The sequence below is a fragment of the Sphingosinicellaceae bacterium genome, from assembly GCA_019285715.1.
GTDB lineage: Bacteria > Pseudomonadota > Alphaproteobacteria > Sphingomonadales > Sphingomonadaceae > Glacieibacterium.
In genome coordinates this window covers 1479240-1496705 of record CP079108.1, presented here as the reverse complement: position 1 = coordinate 1496705, position 17466 = coordinate 1479240, and the positions used below count along the sequence as shown (strand labels likewise).

Here is a 17466-nt window from a genome sequence, read left to right as displayed (position 1 = left end):
CACTGGACGTTCGCGCCGTCCGCCCTAGATTGATGGGATGCAGCCGCTCCGCAATGCCATCGCCGGCCAGGTCCGCCAGATGATGGGAACGAAGCGGTCGACGCCGCTGCCGCCACGGCCCCCGGGTGACGACGGCCTGTTCGGCCCCGGCTCGATCGGCTGGAAGGTCCACGGCGATTTCCCCGCGATGATGATCGGCGGCGTGTCGGCGCTGCTGCTCCAGATGCTCCACCCGGCGGCGCTGGCGGGCGTCTGGGACCACAGCAACTTCCGCCGCGACATGACCGGCCGCCTGCGCCGCACCGCGCAGTTCATCGCCGGCACGACCTTCGGCTCGACCGAGCACGCGCACCAGCTCATCGACCGCGTCCGCCGCATCCACGACCGCGTCGACGGGACATTGCTCGACGGCACGCCGTATTTCGCCAACGACCCCGCGGTGCTGACCTGGGTCCACGCGACGGGCGCGCGCAGCTTCCTCGACGCCTACGTCCGCTACCGCGAGCCGTGGCTGAGCCGCGCCGCGCAGGACCGCTATTTCGCCGAGAGCGCCGTCGTCGCGCGCCTGCTCGGGGCCGGCGACGTGCCCGACACCCGCCGCGACATCGACGCCTACATCGAGGCGACGAGGCCTGCGCTGGTCGCCGATGCGCGGACGCTCGAGGTGACGCGCATCCTGCTGTCGCACCCTGCGCCCAACCCGATGATCGCGCCGATCAACCGGGTCATGCTCGACGCCGGCGTCGACCTGCTGCCGCGCTGGGCTGCCGACATGCAGGGCCTCGGCATCCCCGCGCACCGCAAGCCGCTGGTCCGCGCCGGCGGCAGCGGGCTGGCGACGGTGCTGCGCTGGGCCCTGAGCGCCAAGGCCGCGGCGGGCGCGAGCTAGGCGAAGACCTCGGCGAGGCTCTCGGGCCGGTCACCCTCGCGGACGAAGCGCAGCTCGACGTAGATTGCGGCGACGAGCACCGTCGACACGACGCTGAGCACGACATTGGCAAGCATGTAGGCGATCGCCAGACCGCCGAAGCCCTGGCTGGTCGCTATCGCCGCCCCGGTGAACCATCCGGCTCCGCTCGCGGTCTGGTAGGTGCCGCCGATCGCGATCAGGCCGCCGAGCACCAGCAGGTAGAGGATCAGCAACGCCAGCAGCGTCAGGAAGATTACCCACCGTGATCCCTTGGTCAGGGCGCGGCTGCGCCCAAGGCTGCCGATGATGCCGGCATTTTCCTCGACCATGACCGGCGCCGCGACCGCCCACATCAGGGCCAGGATGATGCCCGGGACCAGGAAGAAGACACTCGCGATCAGGATTGCGAAGTACATCAGCACGAACATCACCAGCATCGGCAACGCCGAGCGCGCGCCCTGTGTGAGGCTCGGCATGAGCTCGGGCTTCTCGCCCCGCTGGTCGGCCACCACGGCCCGGATCATCGTGCCGATCATCAGGCAGAAGAATGCGATGCCCACGAACACGCCGATCAGGCTGCCCGCGCCGAATCCCGGGATCGCGCCAGCAGTGAAGGTCGTGGGCGTGGGCGTAAGGGCGCGGACCGCCAGCGCGGGAACGAACTCCAGCCCGATCGCAAGGATCGCGAACAGCCCGATATTCCGCCCGATCGACCCGGTTGCGCGAGCCACCACGCGGCCAAGATCGAAGCGCTGTGCGCCTGCCGCTGTCGCCATCCGGAAATCCCCCTGCGCCCCGCCGGCAATGTTGCCCGCCACGCCGCGACTGTCCAGCGACTTGCGCCCGCGCGCGCGCCGCTTCAAGGTCGCTCGGGGTACGGGCAGACTGGGGGCAGCGTGGCGGCAGGGGCGGCGAACGGAGCGGCAACGGCCGACGCGCGCTTTGCCGCAGCCCACAAGACGCTGCTCGCCGACCCGCGCATCCAGTTCGACCTGCCGACGCACCCGCCCGAGCCGCCGCCGCCGGAGTGGCTGAAGCGCGTGCTCGACTGGATCATCGAAGGCTTCAAGAAGCTCGCCGAGGCCGGCCCGGTGGTCAAGATCCTGTTCTGGCTGATCGTCGCCGCTATCGTGCTCGCGCTGCTGCGCTGGCTGTGGCCGTACGCGCTGCGGCTGTGGCACCAGCTGCGCAAGACCAGCACCACCGACGAAGAAGGCTGGCGGCCCGAGGCGGCACCGGCGCGCGCCCTGCTCGCCGAGGCCGACGCGCTGGCGGCGGACGGTGCCTATGCCGAGGCGGCGCATCTCGTCCTCCTCCGCAGCGTCGAGCAGATCGGCGCGCGCCGCCCGCACATGGTCCGCCCGGCCCTGACCAGCCGCGACATCGCGCAGGTCGAGGGATTACCCGGCGACGTCGCGCGCGCCTTCGGGCTGATCGCGAGCGTCGTCGAGACCGGGCTGTTCGCCGCCCGCCCGGTCGGGGCGGACGCCTGGGCGCGGTGCCGCGAGGCCTATGAGGCGGTCGCGTTCCCGCGCGCGTGGGCGGCATGAGCGCAACCAGCGATCCCGCCCCCGCCACCTTCGGCGCGCGCCTGATGGGCATCCTGCTCGCGGCGAGCATCGCGCTGGCCGGGCTGTACGCGGTGCTGACCGCTTATGCCCCGGAGCTCCGCGACGGGCAGGACGGCGGCGGCCACGCGCTGTCGAATTCCGCGGTCGGCTTCAGCGGCATTGTCGCGCTGGCGCAGGCGACGGGAATGAAGGCGACGCTCGGCAAGGACTCGCGCAGCCTGCCGGAGGGCGGGTTGCTGGTTCTGACGCCCGGGCCCGGTACCGATCCGAAGAAGGTCGACGCCCTGATCGATGCGCGGCGCGGGCAACCCGGCGTGTCACCGGTGCTGGTGATCCTGCCGAAATGGGTGACCGGTCCGGTCGACCGGCATCGCGGCTGGGTCGAGCAGGCCGGCGTGCTTCCCGGCCCCGCCGCCGCGGCCTCCGTCGCCCGCCGCTTCGGGATCGGGGTTGCGGCCGCGAGCAGCGCCGCCTGCTGCGTGACCGCAACCGACCGTTCGATTACCTTCCCGACCCCGCGCCTGCTGCGCGTCCTCGAGGACGCCAAGCCGACCACCGTCCTTGCCGCGCCCGATGGCGGCGAAGTGATGGGCTGGTCACGCAGCGACGATGTCTACGTGCTTGCCGACCCCGATCTGCTGGACAATGCCGGCATGCGCGATCCCGCCACGGCCCGCGCGGCCCTCGCGTTGCTGGCCAAGCTCGGCGCCGACCGCGGCGGCATCGTCTTCGACGTCACGCTCAACGGCTACGAACACACCCACAATATCGCCAAGCTTGCCTTCGAGCCGCCGTTCCTGGCGCTGACCCTGTGCCTGCTCGCCGCCGCCGCGCTGGCCGGACTGCAGACCGCGTTCCGCTTCGGCGCGCCGCGCGCCACGCCGCGCGCCATCGCCTTCGGCAAGCGTGCGCTGGTCGACAATGCCGCCGAGTTGATCCGCAGCGCCAAGCGCGAGCCGGCAATGGCGGTGCGCTACGGCCAGTTGATGCTCGACGCCGCAGCCGCCACGCGCGGCGCCCCGCCCAGACTGGCACCGTCCGAACTCGCCGCCTGGCTCGACCGCCGCGCCACCGGCGACGCGCGCTTTGAACAGCTCGCGGAGGCTGCGAACGCGGCCAAGACCCGCGACGAAGGCCTGGCGGCGGCGCAGGCGCTGTATCGCTGGAAAGAGGATGTGACGCATGACGGTTGATAAATTGCCATCGCGACGAACGCCGCTTCCCTCTCCCGCTTGCGGGAGAGGGCGACTCGCGCCCTTCGGGGCGCGGCGGGGAGAGGGTGTCTCACCGTCAGGAACTGGATCGTCGAGCGAGCCCCTTCGCGCTCGATCCCGAAGCGAGCCTCGTACGGTGAGACACCCTCTCCCCGGGCCGGCGCCCGGCGCCGTCTCTCGCCCTCTCTCGCAAGCGGGAGAGGGAAGCAGCATCCGCCGGGGCTACAGAACAGGGAGCGCGGACCGATGACCGACACCACCGTCGACAACGTCCGGGCTCTCGGCGAGGCGATCGCGGCCGAGGTCGGCAAGGCGGTCGTCGGGCAGGACCGCGCCGTGCGCCTGCTGCTGGTCGCGCTGTTCGCCCGCGGCCACGTCCTGCTGGAGGGGCCGCCCGGCGTCGCCAAGACCTTCCTGGCGCAATGCTTCGCCCGCGCCACCGGCCTCGACTACGGCCGCATCCAGTTCACGCCCGACCTGATGCCCGGCGACATCCTTGGCTCCAACCTGTTCAACTTCCAGACCAGCAGCTTCACCATGACCCAGGGGCCGATCTTTTCGGAGCTGCTGCTGGCCGACGAGATCAACCGCACCCCGCCCAAGACCCAGGCCGCGTTGCTCGAGGCGATGCAGGAGCGCTCGGTCACCATCGACGGCGTGACGCACCCGCTCAGCCCGCGCTTCACCGTCGTCGCGACGCAGAACCCGCTCGAGCACCAGGGCGTCTATCCGCTGCCGGAGGCGCAACTCGACCGCTTCCTGTTCAAGCACGTGCTCGGCTACCCGACCGCCGAGGAGGAGCGCCGCATCGTCGCCGCGCACGGCGGCCGCTTCGGCGCGGCAACCCCGCAGGCGTGGGGGATCGAGGCGCGGACCGATGCCGCCGGCCTCGCCGCCGCCGCCGACGCGACCGCCGACGTCAAGCTCGTCGACCCGGTCATCGACTATGTCGTCGCCCTCGTCCGCGCCACCCGCACCGCCGCCGACCTGTCGTCCGGAGCCTCCCCCCGCGCCGCCGCGATGCTGGCCAGCGCCGCCCGCGCCGAGGCGGCACTGTCAGGCCGGGACTATGTCATCCCCGACGACGTCAAGGCGCTCGCCCCGTCGGTGCTGCGCCACCGCGTCGTGCTGTCGCCCGCCGCCGAGATCGATGGGCGCGCGGTCGATGCGGTCGTCGCCGCGCTGATCGAGCAGGTCGAGGCGCCGCGTTGATCTACCCGACCGACCGGCTGGTGTGGCTGACCGCGGCAGGCGCGCCGGTGGCGCTGCTCGTCGGCGTGGTTTTCCCGCAATTGTGGCTCCTGCCGGTCGGTTGGGTCGCGGCCGTGCTGGCGTTTGCGGCCTATGATGCGGCGGTAATGCCTTCCGGACTGACCGCGACCGCCGAGCTCCCGCGCTCGGTCAACGTCGGCGAGGCGTTTGCGGTGCGGCTGACGGCGTCCGGTCTGGCGCGGCGGCGCGAAGCCGCGGTGACCACCGACGCGCTGCTGGAGTCAGCATCCGGTGGCCGCATCGGCTTCGACGGCACCACGGCGACCCTGCCGTTGACGGCGCTGCGCCGCGGACTGTCGCGGGTCGCGCACCTCGACCTGCGCTGGCAGGGACCGCTCGGCCTCGCGTGGCGGCAGCGGCGGCAGGTTCTCGATCACGAGCTCGTCGTCACCCCCGACATCCGCACGGTGCGCACCGACGGCGTCGCGCTGCTGACCCGCGAGGCGCGGACCGGCCTGATGGCGCAGCTTGAGCAGGGCCAGGGCAGCGAGTTCGACGCGCTGGCCGAATACCGCTCGGGGATGGACCGCCGCCGCCTCGACTGGAAGCAGTCGGCGCGCCATTCGAAGCTGCTCGCCAAGGAATACCGGGCCGAGCGCGACAACAACATCGTGCTCGCCTTCGATTGCGGGCGGACGATGTGCGAGCCGATCGCCGGCCTGCCGCGCCTCGACCGCGCCATCACCGCCGGGCTGCTGACCGCCTATATCAGCCTCAAGATGGGCGACCGGGTCAGCCTGTTCGGCTTCGACGCGCGGCCCCGGGTGGCGGGCGCGGCACTGGCCGGGGTCGGGGCCTTCGCCGGCCTCCAGCGCGCCGCCGCCCGTCTCGATTATTCGGCGGAGGAGACCAACTATACCCTCGCGCTGAGCACGCTGGCCGCCCGCCTCGACCGGCGCTCACTGGTCATGCTGTTCACCGATTTCGTCGACTCGACGTCGGCGGAGTTGATGCTGCGCTCGGTCGGCAAGCTGCTCGAACGCCACGTCTTGCTGTGCATCGTCCTGCGCGACGAGGAGCTCGAGGGGCTGGCCGGGGCAAATCCTACAAGCCCCGAGGACGTCAGCCGCGCCGTCGTCGCCGCCGGTCTGCTGCGGGAACGCGCCATCGTATTAACGCGATTAGCCCGCCTAGGCGTCGAAGTCGTACCAGTTGGCTGGCGCGACGCCGGTCCGCAGGTCGTCCGCCGCTACCTCGAAGCCAAGCGACGCCGACTGTGAGCGGCGACGCCCTCGTCGTCGGCAGCCGCCGCTTCCGCGCCGACCGCGAGCCGCAGTGGCGCGACCTCGAGGCATTGCTCAACAAGGCCGAGCGCAAGTCCGTCCGCGCCCTCACCGACGACGAGCTGGTCGCCCTGCCCCGCCTGTACCGCGCCACGCTCTCCTCGCTGTCGGTCGCCCGCGCCACATCGCTCGACGCCGACCTGATCGCCTATCTGGAGGGCCTGTCGGCGCGCGCCTACTTCTTCGTCTACGGGGTCCGCGCCAACTTCTGGGGCCGTGCCCGCCGCTTCCTCGCCCGTGACTGGCCGCACGCGGTGCGGACGCTGGTGCCCGAGACCTTTGTCGCCGCCGCCCTGCTGCTACTCGGCACCGTCGTCGGCTACATCCTCGTTGCGCATGACCCCACCTGGTACTCGGCCTTTGTCCCCGACAGCATGGCGGGTGGCCGCAACCCGCAGGCGTCCGCCGCCAGCCTGCGCAAGACGCTCTACGACGGCGACGGCAACAGCGCGCTGTCGTTCCTCGCGGCGTTCCTGTTCACCAACAACGCCAAGGTCGCGATCGGTGCCTTCGCGCTCGGCTTCGCGTTCGGCGTGCCGACGGCGCTGCTGTTGATCTACACCGGCGCGATGGCGGGGGCGTTCGTGGCGCTGTTCGCGCACGTCGGGCTGGGCTTCGAACTCGGCGGCTGGCTGCTGATCCACGGCACCACGGAGCTGTTCGCGATCGTCCTCGCGGGCGCCGCGGGCTTCCGCATCGGGCGCGCCGTCGCCTTCCCGGGCGAGCTGACCCGCATCGCCGCAGCGCAGGCCGCCGGGCGCACCGCAGCGACGACGATGATGGGGGTCGTGGTCATGCTCCTCGTCGCCGGCCTGCTTGAGGGCTTCGCGCGCCAGTTGATAAAGGTCGACGCCGTCCGCTACCTCGTCGCGTCCGCGATGCTGACCCTGTGGCTCGGCTATTACTACTGGCCCCGGTCCTCCCTGCCCGCGCGTGGCTGAGCGGCCGCACTTCCGGGGCGCCGACAAGGCGTTCGAGCGCGCACTCGTCACGCCCGAGGGTGTCATGCTGCGCCTAACGCTGGCGCGCGCCGGGCAACGGCTCGGGGCGTTCCTTATCGACATGGTGCTGATGATCGCCACGCTGGTCGCAATGACGATCGGGCTATTGCTCGTGCTCGGTCTGACCGGCGGCACCGGTGCAGAGCTGATCGCGGTGGTTTGGCTGCTTGGCTTCTTCGTGCTCCGCAGCCTGTGGTTCATCCTGTTCGAGAGCGGCGTCCGCGCGGCCACACCGGGCAAGCGCCTGCTCGGCATCCGGGTCGCGGCGCGCGACGGCGGCCGCCTTTCGACCAATGCCATCGTGGCGCGCAACATGCTCCGCGAGCTCGAATTCTTCCTGCCGCTGTCGTTCCTCGGCTACCAGGCGAGCGAGGGAGCGGGCGACGCCCTGACCGCGCTCGCAGGCCTCGGCTGGAGCCTGATCTTCCTGTTGTTCCCGCTGTTCAACCGCGACCGGCTGCGCGTCGGCGACCTGATCGCCGGGACCTGGGTGCTGCGCAATCCGCGGCCGGGCCTCGGCCTCGACATCGCCGAGCGCACCGGGACAGTTGGCTTCGAGTTCAGCGATGCCCAGCTCGACGCCTATGGCGAGTTCGAACTGCAGACGCTGGAGAACGTCCTCCGCCGCGGCACTCCGAACATGATGCGGCGGCCCGCCGACGACCCGGTGACGCTGGTCGCGGCGACGGTCCGCACCAAGATCGGCTGGCGGCGCGGCGACGACGATTATGCCTTCCTCGCGGCCTATTACGCGGCCCTGCGCTCTCGCCTCGAACACGGGTTGCTGTTCGACCGGCGGCGGCGCGACAAGAACGACCGCTAACGGCGGCCGCCGTTACTCGTCGAAGCCCACGAACACCGCCGCCTCGTCGACCGACTTGCGGCGCGAGACGACCGCGTTCGCCGGATAGTCGTCGTCGGGATAGCCCATCGCGATGCAGATCATGATGACCTGGTCGTCCGGGATGCCGGCGTGCTCGCGGACCACCGGCGACTGCATGATGCCCTGGCTGTTGATCACGCAGCCGAGGCCACGCGACCACGCCGCGTTGACCAGCGCGTTGGCGACGGCACCGCAATCGAAGGGCGCGATATCGCCGCCGTGGATCGACCGGTCGTAGGTCACCACGACCGACACCGGCGCATCGAACTGGCGAAAGCCGCGCAGCACCCAGTCGCGGCGCTTGTCCTGATCGTGCCGCTCGATCCCGGCGGCACCGAACAGCTGCTTGGCAATCTCGATCTGCCGCTCGCGGTGTACACCGACATACTCGCCGTGGCTGCGGAATTCGCGGGACGCCGGGACGCCCGCGAGATTGCGCTCGGTGTTACCGGACCGGATGCGGTCGAGCGGCGCGCCCGCGACCACATAGAAATTCCACGGCTGGGTGTTGAGCGACGACGGCGCGCGCATCGCGATCTCGATGATCTCCCGGACCAGGGTCTTGGGCACCGGCTCGGGCCGGTAGCCACGGACGCTGCGTCGCCCGAGGACGACGGCATCGAAACTCGGCGAGTCAGGAGATTGAGTCATGGACCCCCAGGGAAGCGCCAGATGCTTGAAATCGCTGGGGCGGACGACGGGGATTGAACCCGCAACCTCCGGTACCACAAACCGGCGCTCTAACCAATTGAGCTACGACCGCCACGCCCAGCGAGGTGTGCAGATACGGACCTGCTCGCGCCGGGTCAAGGCGCTCCGACGCCCGGTCGCTACGGATGTGCCGCGAGGACCCCACAGGCGATGCGGTTGCCGCTGTTGCCGGCCGGGTCGGACTTGTAGTCGTCGGGACCAGCGTGGACGACGACCGCGGCGCCGTCGGCATCGAGCAATGGCGCCGTGCCGCCGGTCAGGGTCAGCTCGGCAAGCTGTTCGACGAAACGCCCACGCCCGTCGCTGCCGACGACGACGTTAGGCAAGTCGCCCTCGTGCGCACCCATCGGGTTGTCGTGGCCGTGCTGCTTCATCGTCGGGTTGAAATGGCCGCCAGCGGTCTTGAAGTCGGGCGCGTCGCACTTGCCGACTGCATGGAGGTGGACCCCGTACGTCCCCGGAGCCATGCCCTCGACCGACACCGTGACCTGCGTCCCCGCCGGCCGCTGCTCGAGCCGCGCCGTGCCGCGTAACTCGCCGTTGGGGCCGAGCAACTGCGTCGTCGCGGTGACCGAAGGCGGCGCGTCTCGGGTCTTGCCCATCGAGGTGGACTTGCTGTTGCTGCATGCGGCCAGCGCGACCAGCGACACGGCAACGAGTGCGATACGCATCAGATTTACCCCAGCGACTTGTTGATCGTTTCCACCATCTTCTTGGCGTCGGCGAGCAGCATCATGGTGTTGTCCATGTAGAACACGTCGTTGTCGACCCCCGCGTAGCCGACGCCGCCCATGCTGCGCTTGACGAACAGCACCGTCTTGGCCTTCTCGACATCGAGGACGGGCATGCCGTAGATCGGCGAGGTCTTGTCGGTCTTGGCGGCGGGGTTGGTAACGTCGTTGGCACCGATGACGAACGCGACATCGGCCTGCGCGAACTCGCCGTTGATGTCCTCCAATTCGAAGACCTCGTCGTACGGCACATTGGCCTCGGCCAACAGGACGTTCATGTGGCCCGGCATGCGGCCCGCGACCGGGTGGATCGCGTATTTGACGCTGACGCCGTCCTTCTTGAGCAGGTCGCCCATCTCGCGCAGCGCGTGCTGGGCCTGGCTGACCGCCATGCCGTAGCCGGGGACAATTATGACGCTCTCGGCGTTCTTCATGATGAACGCGGCGTCCTCAGCCGAACCGCGCTTCCACGGCCGCTCGACGGCATCGCCCTTGACTGCGGGGCCGCTGTCGCCGCCGAAGCCACCTGCAATGACGCTGATGAAGCTGCGGTTCATCGCGGTGCACATGATGTAGCTCAGGATCGCGCCCGACGAACCGACCAGCGCGCCGGTGATGATCATCGCCGAGTTCTGCAGCGTAAAGCCCATCGCCGCCGCCGCCCAGCCCGAATAGCTGTTGAGCATCGAGATCACGACCGGCATGTCCGCGCCGCCGATCGGGATGATCAGCAGGAAGCCGATGGCAAAGCTGAGGCCGACGATGAGGAAGAAGATCAGCGGCGCCGAATTGGTGACGAAAACGCCGATCAGGATCAGGATCGCGGCAAGGATGCCGAGGTTGATGATGTGCCGGCCAGGCAGCTGGATCGGCGCGCCCGACATGCGCCCCGACAGCTTCAGAAAGGCGATGACCGACCCCGAGAAGGTGATCGCACCAATGGCGACGCCCAGTCCCATCTCGACGCGGCTGACGGTCGCGATGTCACCGGTGACGGGATCGAGAATGCCGAACGCGGCGGGGTTCAGGTAGGCCGCGACGCCGACCAGCACTGCGGCCATGCCGACGAGGCTGTGGAAGCCCGCGACGAGCTCCGGCATCGCGGTCATCTTGATTTGGCGCGCGATATAATAGCCGACGCCGCCGCCGATCGCGATGGCGCCGATGATCAGCGGCAGGCCGACATTGTGCTCGATCAGGGTGGTGCCGACGGCGATGACCATGCCGATCATGCCGAAGCGGTTGCCCTGCTGGCTGGTCTCAGGCGACGACAGGCCGCGCAGCGCGAGGATAAACAATACCCCCGAGACGAGGTAGGCGAGCAGGACCCAGGCGGGCGTCGCGGCTAAAGCTTCATGCATGTGCCGCCCCTCAAATCTTCGCTGCGGGGACCTTGCGGTCCTTCTTCTTGTACATTCCGAGCATCCGCTGGGTCACCGCGAAGCCCCCGAAGATGTTCACCGAGGCGAGCGCCACCGCAATCAGCCCGAGCCACTTCGAAATCTCGGAGCCGCCCGCTGCCGCCGACGCCGCAATCAGTGCACCAACCACGATCACCGAAGAAATCGCATTAGTCACCGCCATCAACGGCGTGTGCAGGGCCGGCGTCACCGACCAAACGACATAATAACCGACAAAACAGGCCAGCACGAAGACCGAGAGCTGGGGGATCAGGTGTTCCATTTGATTACCGCCATTTCTTAACTTGATCGCGGAGCACACTCATGGCCTCGGCAAACGCCGCGACCTTCACAGACTGGTCGCCCTCGCACGCGGCGAAAGTGTCACCAGTCATGTGACAGACTTCGGTGCCACTGCGCGCTTCAAGGGTCGTCAAGTTGACGTCCGGGTTTCGTCGCTGCGCGCGAACGACGATCCTCTCCAGTTCGAGACGAAGCCCGTCAACCTTCACGCTACGCTCTTTGCCGCAGAGCTCGAGCTCGGCACGCGTTGCGGCTTGAAACGCTGCCATGAAATCGATGCGACGCGCATCATCCTGACCGTAGTTGCACGGCCTTTGGTGCACTTCCGTCGGCTGGAACTGCGCAGCGGCAAACGCCGCCCCCGAGTGCGTAAGCATCGTAGCCGCCACGATTGAGGCGACCATCACCCTCACGCTGCCAGCAACCGCTCATGCACCACAACCCCGCCGCGCGTCAGGGTCACGCCCTTCACGATCTCGTCGTCCGGCGCCCACACGACCTTGCCGGCGTCCTTGTCCCAGAACGCCGCGATGAAATTATAGACGTTGCGCGAATAGAGAGCGCTGGCGTCGGCGGCGAGGCGCGAGGGCACGTTCTTGTGGCCGATGATGCGGACGCCGTGGACCTCGACGACCTCGCCGGGGCGCGAGCCCTCGATGTTGCCGCCGCTCTCGACCGCGAGGTCGACCAGCACCGAGCCGGGACGCATCGTCGCGAGCTGGGCGTCGGAAACCAGTCGCGGCGCGGGGCGGCCCGGGATCAGCGCGGTGGTGATGACGATGTCCTGCTTGGCGATGTGGCTCGACACCAGCTCGGCCTGCGCCGCCTTGTATTCGTCGGACATTTCCGTGGCGTAGCCGCCGGTGCCCTCGCCCTGGATGCCGGCGACCTTCTCGACGAAGATGCCCTTGGCGCCGAGGCTCTCGATCTGTTCCTTGGTCGCAGCGCGGACATCGGTTGCCGATACCAGCGCCCCGAGCCTCCGCGCGGTTGCGATCGCCTGCAGGCCCGCGACGCCGACACCCATGACAAAGACGCGCGCCGCGCTGATCGTGCCGGCGGCGGTCATCATCATCGGGAAGGCGCGACCATAAGCCTCCGCGGCGTCGATCACCGACTTGTAGCCCGACAAATTGGACTGCGACGACAGCACGTCCATCGACTGGGCGCGGGTGATGCGTGGCATGAACTCCATCGCCAGCGCGTCGATGCCGGCGGCGGCATAGCCGTCGATGCGGGCGCGGTCGGCGAACGGCGACAGGATCGCGGCGAGCACGGCGCCGGACTTGAGCCCGGGCAATGCATCGGCGGCGGGGCCTTGCACGCCGACAATGAGGTCGGCATCGGCTATCGACGCGGCGCGGTCGCCGACAGTGGCACCGGCGTCGGTGTAAAGCTGGTCGGCGATATTGGCTCCGGCCCCAGCCCCGGCCTCGACCGCGACAGTCGCCCCGAGCACAATCAACTTCTTTACCGTTTCCGGGGTCGCGGCGACGCGCGCCTCCCCGGCTTCGGTCTCGCGCAAAACTGCAATCCGCATCATCGCTCCCAAGAGCCGGTCTCTAGCGGACCAGGAAAACCGCCAGCAGGATGAGCAGGACGGCAAGCACCACGACGCCCCATTTCATCGCAGCCATAAAACGCTCGTAGGTGTGAACATGTTCAGCCGCCGCACCATCGTGGGGCAACTCGCTTGCGACGATCTCGAAATCTTCGGACATTGACCACCTGTGGAGCACGTGCCCCCAAAGCTTCATAGCAAAGCTTTACGTTCGGGGAAGCCCCTTAGACCGTACCAAGCCCGGCACGGGCCAACGCCGCCGTTTGCCGCTCGGCAAGTTTCGCTTCGTCGAAGTCGGCAATCATGGCGTTGAACATCGCGTACCAGTTGAGCTCGGCCTTCAGGTGCATGAACACGCCACCGAGCCCGATAGCGGCGCGGTCCATGAACACGAACTCACGCGGGATGGTCACGGTGCCGAGTTCGCGCAAGCGGCGGTGGACCGCCTGTGCCGTCTCGCGGCCGTAAGTGGCGGGGTTGCCACTGGCGTCGATAACCCGGACGCGGTCGTCGAGCAGCGGGCCGTACAGGAACTTCGCCCAGATCAGCAGCGTGTCGATGATCTCGCGGCTGAGGCCGGTGAAGCCCCAGCGTTCGAAGGCATCGACCGCCAGCGCCTCGTCACCGTTGCCGATGGCGCGGTACAGGTCGACGACCGCACCGATGAAACGCGGCGGGAACACCCGGATGCAGCCGAAATCGAGCAGGTTGATCGAGTGGTCGTCCCGCACCGTGTAGTTGCCGAGGTGCGGGTCGCCGTGGATGATCCCGAAGTGGTGGAGCGGCAGGTACCACGCGCGGAACAGGTTGTTGGCGATCCGATTGCGGGTCTCGAGGTCGGCACCCTTGAAGTCGAGCAGCGGGCTGCCGTCGAGCCAGGTCATCGTCAGCAGGCGGCGCGACGAGAGTTCGGGCAGCACCTCGGGCAAGTGCGTCGAGGCCTCGCCCGCGAGCATGTCGCGATACAGACCGAGGTGCTTCGCTTCGCGCTCGTAGTCGAGCTCCTCGCGCAGCCGGTCCGCGAGTTCCTGATGGATCTCGACGGTGTCGATCGACTTGTCGAAGCGCTTGTAGAGCCCGAACAGCAGGTCGAGCTGGCCGAGGTCGGCTTCCACCGCGCTCGCCATGTCGGGATACTGGAGCTTGGCCGCGACCCGACGGCCATCCAGCGCGACCGCGCGGTGGACCTGCCCGAGCGACGCGGCGGCGGCAGCCTCATGCTCGAAGCTCAGGTACTTCGCCTCCCAGTCGGGGCCGAGCTCGGACTTCATCCGCCGCTTCACGAAGGGCCAGCCCATGGACGGCGCGTTGGCCTGGAGCTGCGACAGCTCGGCTGCGTATTCCGGCGGCACCGCGTCGGGGATGGTCGAGATGATCTGCGCAATCTTCATCACCGGACCCTTGAGCCCGCCAAGCGCGGCGCGAAGCTGCGCGGCTCCGGTCGCCTTGTCGACGTCGCCGCCGAACAGCCGCGCTGCGCCCATTTGCGCGGCGAGGCCGAGGCCGGTGCTGCCGACCTTGGCGTAACGCGAAAGCCGGCCGCCGAGGGAGTTGGTGTCTGCCATTCTCGCTAGTTAGGGCGGCTCGCGCGGCGGTGCCAGCGTGGCGGGAGGTCGCTAGCGGTTGAGGGCCGCCCAGACCTGCAGCGCCTGCAAGGTCTCGGGTACGTCGTGGACCCGCACCCAACTCACGCCCTGCGCCGCCGCATGCACGGCGAGCACGAGGCTCCCCGGCAGGCGGCCCTCCACCGGCCCGCCAATGAAGCCCTTGCGGCTCGCACCGAGCATCACCGGGCAGCCGAGATCGCGGAACCGCGACAGGCCCCGCAGCAGGGTGAGGTTATGCTCGACGGTCTTGCCGAAGCCGATACCGGGATCGATGACGATCCGCGAGCGAGCGATGCCCCCGGCGACGCAGGCGCGGATGCGCTCGACGAGCCAGGCGTGGACCTCGACGACGACGTCCTCGTAGTGCGGCGCGACCTGCATCGTCGCGGGCGTGCCCTGCATGTGCATCAGGACGACATCGCAATTGCGCCGGGCGATCGCCGGAAGGGCGCGCGCGTCGTGGGTCAGGGCGGAGACGTCGTTGACCATGGCCGCCCCGGCATCGACGGCGCGCGCCATGACCGCGGCGTTGCGAGTGTCGATGCTGAACGGGATGCCGCTGCCGGTCAGGCGCTCGAGGACGGGGGCGACGCGCGCGATCTCCTCGGCTTCGGAGACCGGGGGAGCGCCGGGGCGCGTCGACTCGCCGCCGATGTCGACCATGGCCGCGCCGGCGTTGATCATCGCGCGGGCGGCCGCGAGGGCAGCGTCGGGCGCGGCGTGGCGACCGCCGTCGGAGAAGCTGTCGGGGGTGACGTTGAGAATGCCGAGGATGCGCGGGACCACCCTCCCCCCCGTGGGGGGAGGGACAGGTTGCGGCTTCGCAACCAGGGAGAGGGGTCGGGGGCCGCTCATTCCGATTGTCCCCTCCCTGCCCTCTCCCTGGTCGCCGAAGGGCGACCGGTCCCTCCCCCTTGAAGGCGGAGGGTAGTGATTACCAGACCTTCACCCGATCAGCCGGTGCGAGGTAAAGCGCCTCGCCCGGCTTCGACGGGAAGGCCGCGTACCAGGCATCGAGGTTGCGCACGACATTCGGCCTCAGGAAGCCTGCGGTATGCGGGTCGGTGGTGGTCTGCTGGAGCAGCGCGGCATCACGGTACTTCTGCCGCCAGATCTGCCCGAAGCCGAGGAAGAAGCGCTGGTCGCCGGTGACGCCGTCGATGACCGGCGCGGGCTTGCCGTTCAGCGACTTGTGATAGGCGTCGTAGGCGACGTTGATGCCCGCGAGGTCGGCCATGTTCTCGCCGAGCGTGAGCTCGCCGTTGACGTGCAGGCCGGGCAGCGGGCTGTAGGCAGCGTACTGCTTGACGACCTTGTCGGTCAGCGCGGTGAAGCGCTTGATGTCCTCGGGCGTCCACCAGTCCGCCAACGCCCCGTGCTTATCGAACTTGCGGCCCTGGTCGTCGAAGTGGTGGCTGATCTCGTGGCCGATGACGGCGCCGATGCCGCCGTAGTTGACCGCCGGATCGGCGTTCGGATCGAAGAATGGCGGTTGCAGGATCGCAGCGGGGAACACGACCTCGTTCCACAGCGGGTTGGCGTAGGCGTTGACCGTCATCGGGGTCATGCCCCACTCGCTGCGGTCGATCGGCTTGCCGATCTTGTCGACCTCGCGCTGGTAGTCGAAGCGCGCCGCCCGCATCGCGTTGCCGAGCGCGTCGCCGCGCACCACCTTCAAATTCGAATAGTCGCGCCACTTGTCGGGGTAGCCGATCTTCGGGGTGAACACCGCCAGCTTGGCGCGTGCCTCGGCCTTGGTCTTAGGGTCCATCCACGTCAGGTTGGCGAGGCGGTTATCCATCGCCGCGATGATGTTGCGGACGAGTTCGTCGGCCTTGGCCTTGGCCTCGGGCGGAAAGTACTTGGCGACGTACAGCTTGCCCGCCGCCTCGCCGAGCGCGTTCGAGGTCGCGTCGACACCGCGCTTCCACCGCGGCTGGTTCTCAGGCTGGCCCGACAGGACGGTGCCGGTGAAGGCGAACTTGGTATCGACGAACGCCTTGGGCAGCATCGGCGCCCAGCGGTCGAGCGTGTGGAAGGTCAGGTAGTCCTTCCAAGTGTCGAGCGGTTCGTCCTTGATCAGCTTCGCTGCGCCCTTGATCGCGCTCGGACTGGTGACAATCAGCTCGGGGCGGCTGGCGACGCCGGCGGCGGTGAGCAGCGGCGTCCAGTCGACACCGGCATACTTGCCGTCGATCTCGGTACGCGCCACCGGGTTGTACATCTTGTCGACCTGCCGCTGCTCGACCTTGGTCCAGTGGACCTGGGCGATCTTGACCTCGAGGTCGTAGATCGCCTTGCCGCGCGCCTCGGCGTTCGGGATGTTGGCGAGCTTGAGCATGTCGACGATGTACTTCTGGTACTTGGCCCGGACCTCGGCGAACTTCGGATTCTTGTCGTCGAGGTAATAGTCGCGGTCGGGCATGCCGAGGCCGCCCTGGGCGACATAGACCGAGTAGATGTCGGGGTTCTTGAGGTCCTGCTGCGGGCCGATTCCGATCGGCACGTCGACGCCGTCACGGCTGGCGTCGCCGAATGCCTGCGCCAGCGCCCCGCGGTCCTTGATCGCTGCGATTTCTGCAAGCCGCGGGGCCAGCGGGGTCAGCCCCTTCGCCTCGATCGCCTTCTCGTCCATGAAGCTGGCGTAGAAATCGCCGACCTTCTGCGCCTCGCTGCCCGGGGCCGCCTTGGTGGCCGCCGCCGTCTCGATGATCGAGCGGGTGCGCTCCTGGCTTAGGTCCCGGAGCTTGGTGAACATGCCGTAGTTCGACCGGTCGGCAGGGATCACCAGGTTCTTGATGTAGGTGCCGTTGACGTACCGGCCCCAGTCGTCACCCGGCGCGACGCTGCGGTCCATGCCTGCAAGATCAACGCCGAAGTCGCCGTACATCGGCTTCTTTGCCGAAGCGACGGCGGCGGCAACGGGATGCACGCCTTTGCGGATTGCCGCGGCCGGTGCAGCACCGGTCAGCGCGATCACCGCAGCGGCTGCGAGCAGAGTAAAACGGCGCATGCAAAC

18 protein-coding genes and 1 tRNA gene are annotated in these 17466 nt (G+C 68.8%); 7 read left to right on the top strand and 12 right to left on the bottom strand.

Annotated elements, in window-relative coordinates; genetic code table 11:
* Positions 1 to 37: 37 nt before the first annotated feature.
* Complete coding sequence (locus tag KX816_06900; protein QXQ07727.1) at positions 38 to 889, top strand: DUF2236 domain-containing protein; 852 nt, start codon at positions 38 to 40, stop codon at positions 887 to 889.
* Here the strand turns inward: KX816_06900 and KX816_06895 are convergent.
* Positions 886 to 1773 (bottom strand): hypothetical protein, encoded by an 888-nt coding sequence (locus KX816_06895; protein ID QXQ07726.1) that lies wholly within the window; start codon positions 1771 to 1773, stop codon positions 886 to 888. The two genes, KX816_06900 and KX816_06895, sit on opposite strands and share 4 nt — an antisense overlap.
* 33 nt (positions 1774 to 1806) lie before the next feature.
* Between KX816_06895 and KX816_06890 the strand changes: the two genes are divergently transcribed.
* From KX816_06890 to KX816_06865, 6 genes are all read left to right on the top strand, one after another.
* Entirely contained in the window at positions 1807 to 2460 is a 654-nt protein-coding gene (locus tag KX816_06890; protein QXQ07725.1) for a hypothetical protein, read from the top strand.
* On the top strand, positions 2457 to 3674 hold the full coding sequence (locus KX816_06885; protein ID QXQ07724.1) for a hypothetical protein: 1218 nt from the start codon (positions 2457 to 2459) through the stop codon (positions 3672 to 3674). The genes KX816_06890 and KX816_06885 overlap by 4 nt, the downstream gene beginning before the upstream one ends.
* 267 nt (positions 3675 to 3941) lie before the next feature.
* Complete coding sequence (locus tag KX816_06880) at positions 3942 to 4907, top strand: MoxR family ATPase (protein QXQ07723.1); 966 nt, start codon at positions 3942 to 3944, stop codon at positions 4905 to 4907.
* Positions 4904 to 6187: a DUF58 domain-containing protein gene (locus KX816_06875; GenBank protein QXQ07722.1), complete on the top strand. Its 1284-nt coding sequence runs from the start codon at positions 4904 to 4906 to the stop codon at positions 6185 to 6187. The genes KX816_06880 and KX816_06875 overlap by 4 nt, the downstream gene beginning before the upstream one ends.
* The gene (locus KX816_06870; GenBank protein ID QXQ07721.1) at positions 6184 to 7191 is read left to right on the top strand and encodes a stage II sporulation protein M; all 1008 of its coding nucleotides are present in this window, start codon (positions 6184 to 6186) and stop codon (positions 7189 to 7191) included. Before KX816_06875 ends, KX816_06870 begins: the two co-directional genes overlap by 4 nt.
* A gap of 64 nt (positions 7192 to 7255) precedes the next feature.
* Positions 7256 to 8074: an RDD family protein gene (locus KX816_06865; protein QXQ08441.1), complete on the top strand. Its 819-nt coding sequence runs from the start codon at positions 7256 to 7258 to the stop codon at positions 8072 to 8074.
* Between the two features lie 12 nt (positions 8075 to 8086).
* Here the strand turns inward: KX816_06865 and KX816_06860 are convergent, their stop codons facing one another.
* The 11 genes from KX816_06860 to KX816_06810 all read right to left on the bottom strand — a co-directional run bounded on the left by KX816_06860 (position 8087) and on the right by KX816_06810 (position 17460).
* A complete protein-coding gene (locus KX816_06860) occupies positions 8087 to 8785 on the bottom strand; it encodes a nitroreductase (GenBank protein ID QXQ07720.1) in 699 nt (232 codons plus the stop codon).
* A 35-nt stretch (positions 8786 to 8820) separates the two neighbouring features.
* A tRNA-His gene (locus tag KX816_06855) sits at positions 8821 to 8897 on the bottom strand.
* 67 nt (positions 8898 to 8964) lie between these two features.
* Positions 8965 to 9516, bottom strand: coding sequence for a superoxide dismutase family protein (locus KX816_06850; GenBank protein ID QXQ07719.1), 552 nt, complete (start codon positions 9514 to 9516; stop codon positions 8965 to 8967).
* A gap of 5 nt (positions 9517 to 9521) precedes the next feature.
* Positions 9522 to 10937, bottom strand: coding sequence for an NAD(P)(+) transhydrogenase (Re/Si-specific) subunit beta (locus KX816_06845; protein ID QXQ07718.1), 1416 nt, complete (start codon positions 10935 to 10937; stop codon positions 9522 to 9524).
* A gap of 10 nt (positions 10938 to 10947) precedes the next feature.
* Positions 10948 to 11259: an NAD(P) transhydrogenase subunit alpha gene (locus KX816_06840; GenBank protein ID QXQ07717.1), complete on the bottom strand. Its 312-nt coding sequence runs from the start codon at positions 11257 to 11259 to the stop codon at positions 10948 to 10950.
* 4 nt (positions 11260 to 11263) lie between these two features.
* The gene (locus tag KX816_06835; GenBank protein ID QXQ07716.1) at positions 11264 to 11686 is read right to left on the bottom strand and encodes a hypothetical protein; all 423 of its coding nucleotides are present in this window, start codon (positions 11684 to 11686) and stop codon (positions 11264 to 11266) included.
* A gap of 2 nt (positions 11687 to 11688) precedes the next feature.
* Positions 11689 to 12819 carry a Re/Si-specific NAD(P)(+) transhydrogenase subunit alpha gene (locus KX816_06830; GenBank protein QXQ07715.1) on the bottom strand — a complete coding sequence of 377 codons (1131 nt, stop codon included), beginning with the start codon at positions 12817 to 12819 and terminating at the stop codon, positions 11689 to 11691.
* A gap of 22 nt (positions 12820 to 12841) precedes the next feature.
* Positions 12842 to 13000 carry an aa3-type cytochrome c oxidase subunit IV gene (locus KX816_06825; GenBank protein ID QXQ07714.1) on the bottom strand — a complete coding sequence of 53 codons (159 nt, stop codon included), beginning with the start codon at positions 12998 to 13000 and terminating at the stop codon, positions 12842 to 12844.
* Positions 13001 to 13064: 64 nt separating this feature from the next.
* Positions 13065 to 14405: a hypothetical protein gene (locus KX816_06820; protein QXQ07713.1), complete on the bottom strand. Its 1341-nt coding sequence runs from the start codon at positions 14403 to 14405 to the stop codon at positions 13065 to 13067.
* A 51-nt stretch (positions 14406 to 14456) separates the two neighbouring features.
* Positions 14457 to 15302, bottom strand: a complete 846-nt coding sequence (gene folP, locus KX816_06815) for a dihydropteroate synthase (protein QXQ07712.1) — start codon at positions 15300 to 15302, stop codon at positions 14457 to 14459.
* A 79-nt stretch (positions 15303 to 15381) separates the two neighbouring features.
* Positions 15382 to 17460 carry a M13 family metallopeptidase gene (locus KX816_06810; protein QXQ07711.1) on the bottom strand — a complete coding sequence of 693 codons (2079 nt, stop codon included), beginning with the start codon at positions 17458 to 17460 and terminating at the stop codon, positions 15382 to 15384.
* Between the last annotated feature and the right edge of the window lie 6 nt (positions 17461 to 17466).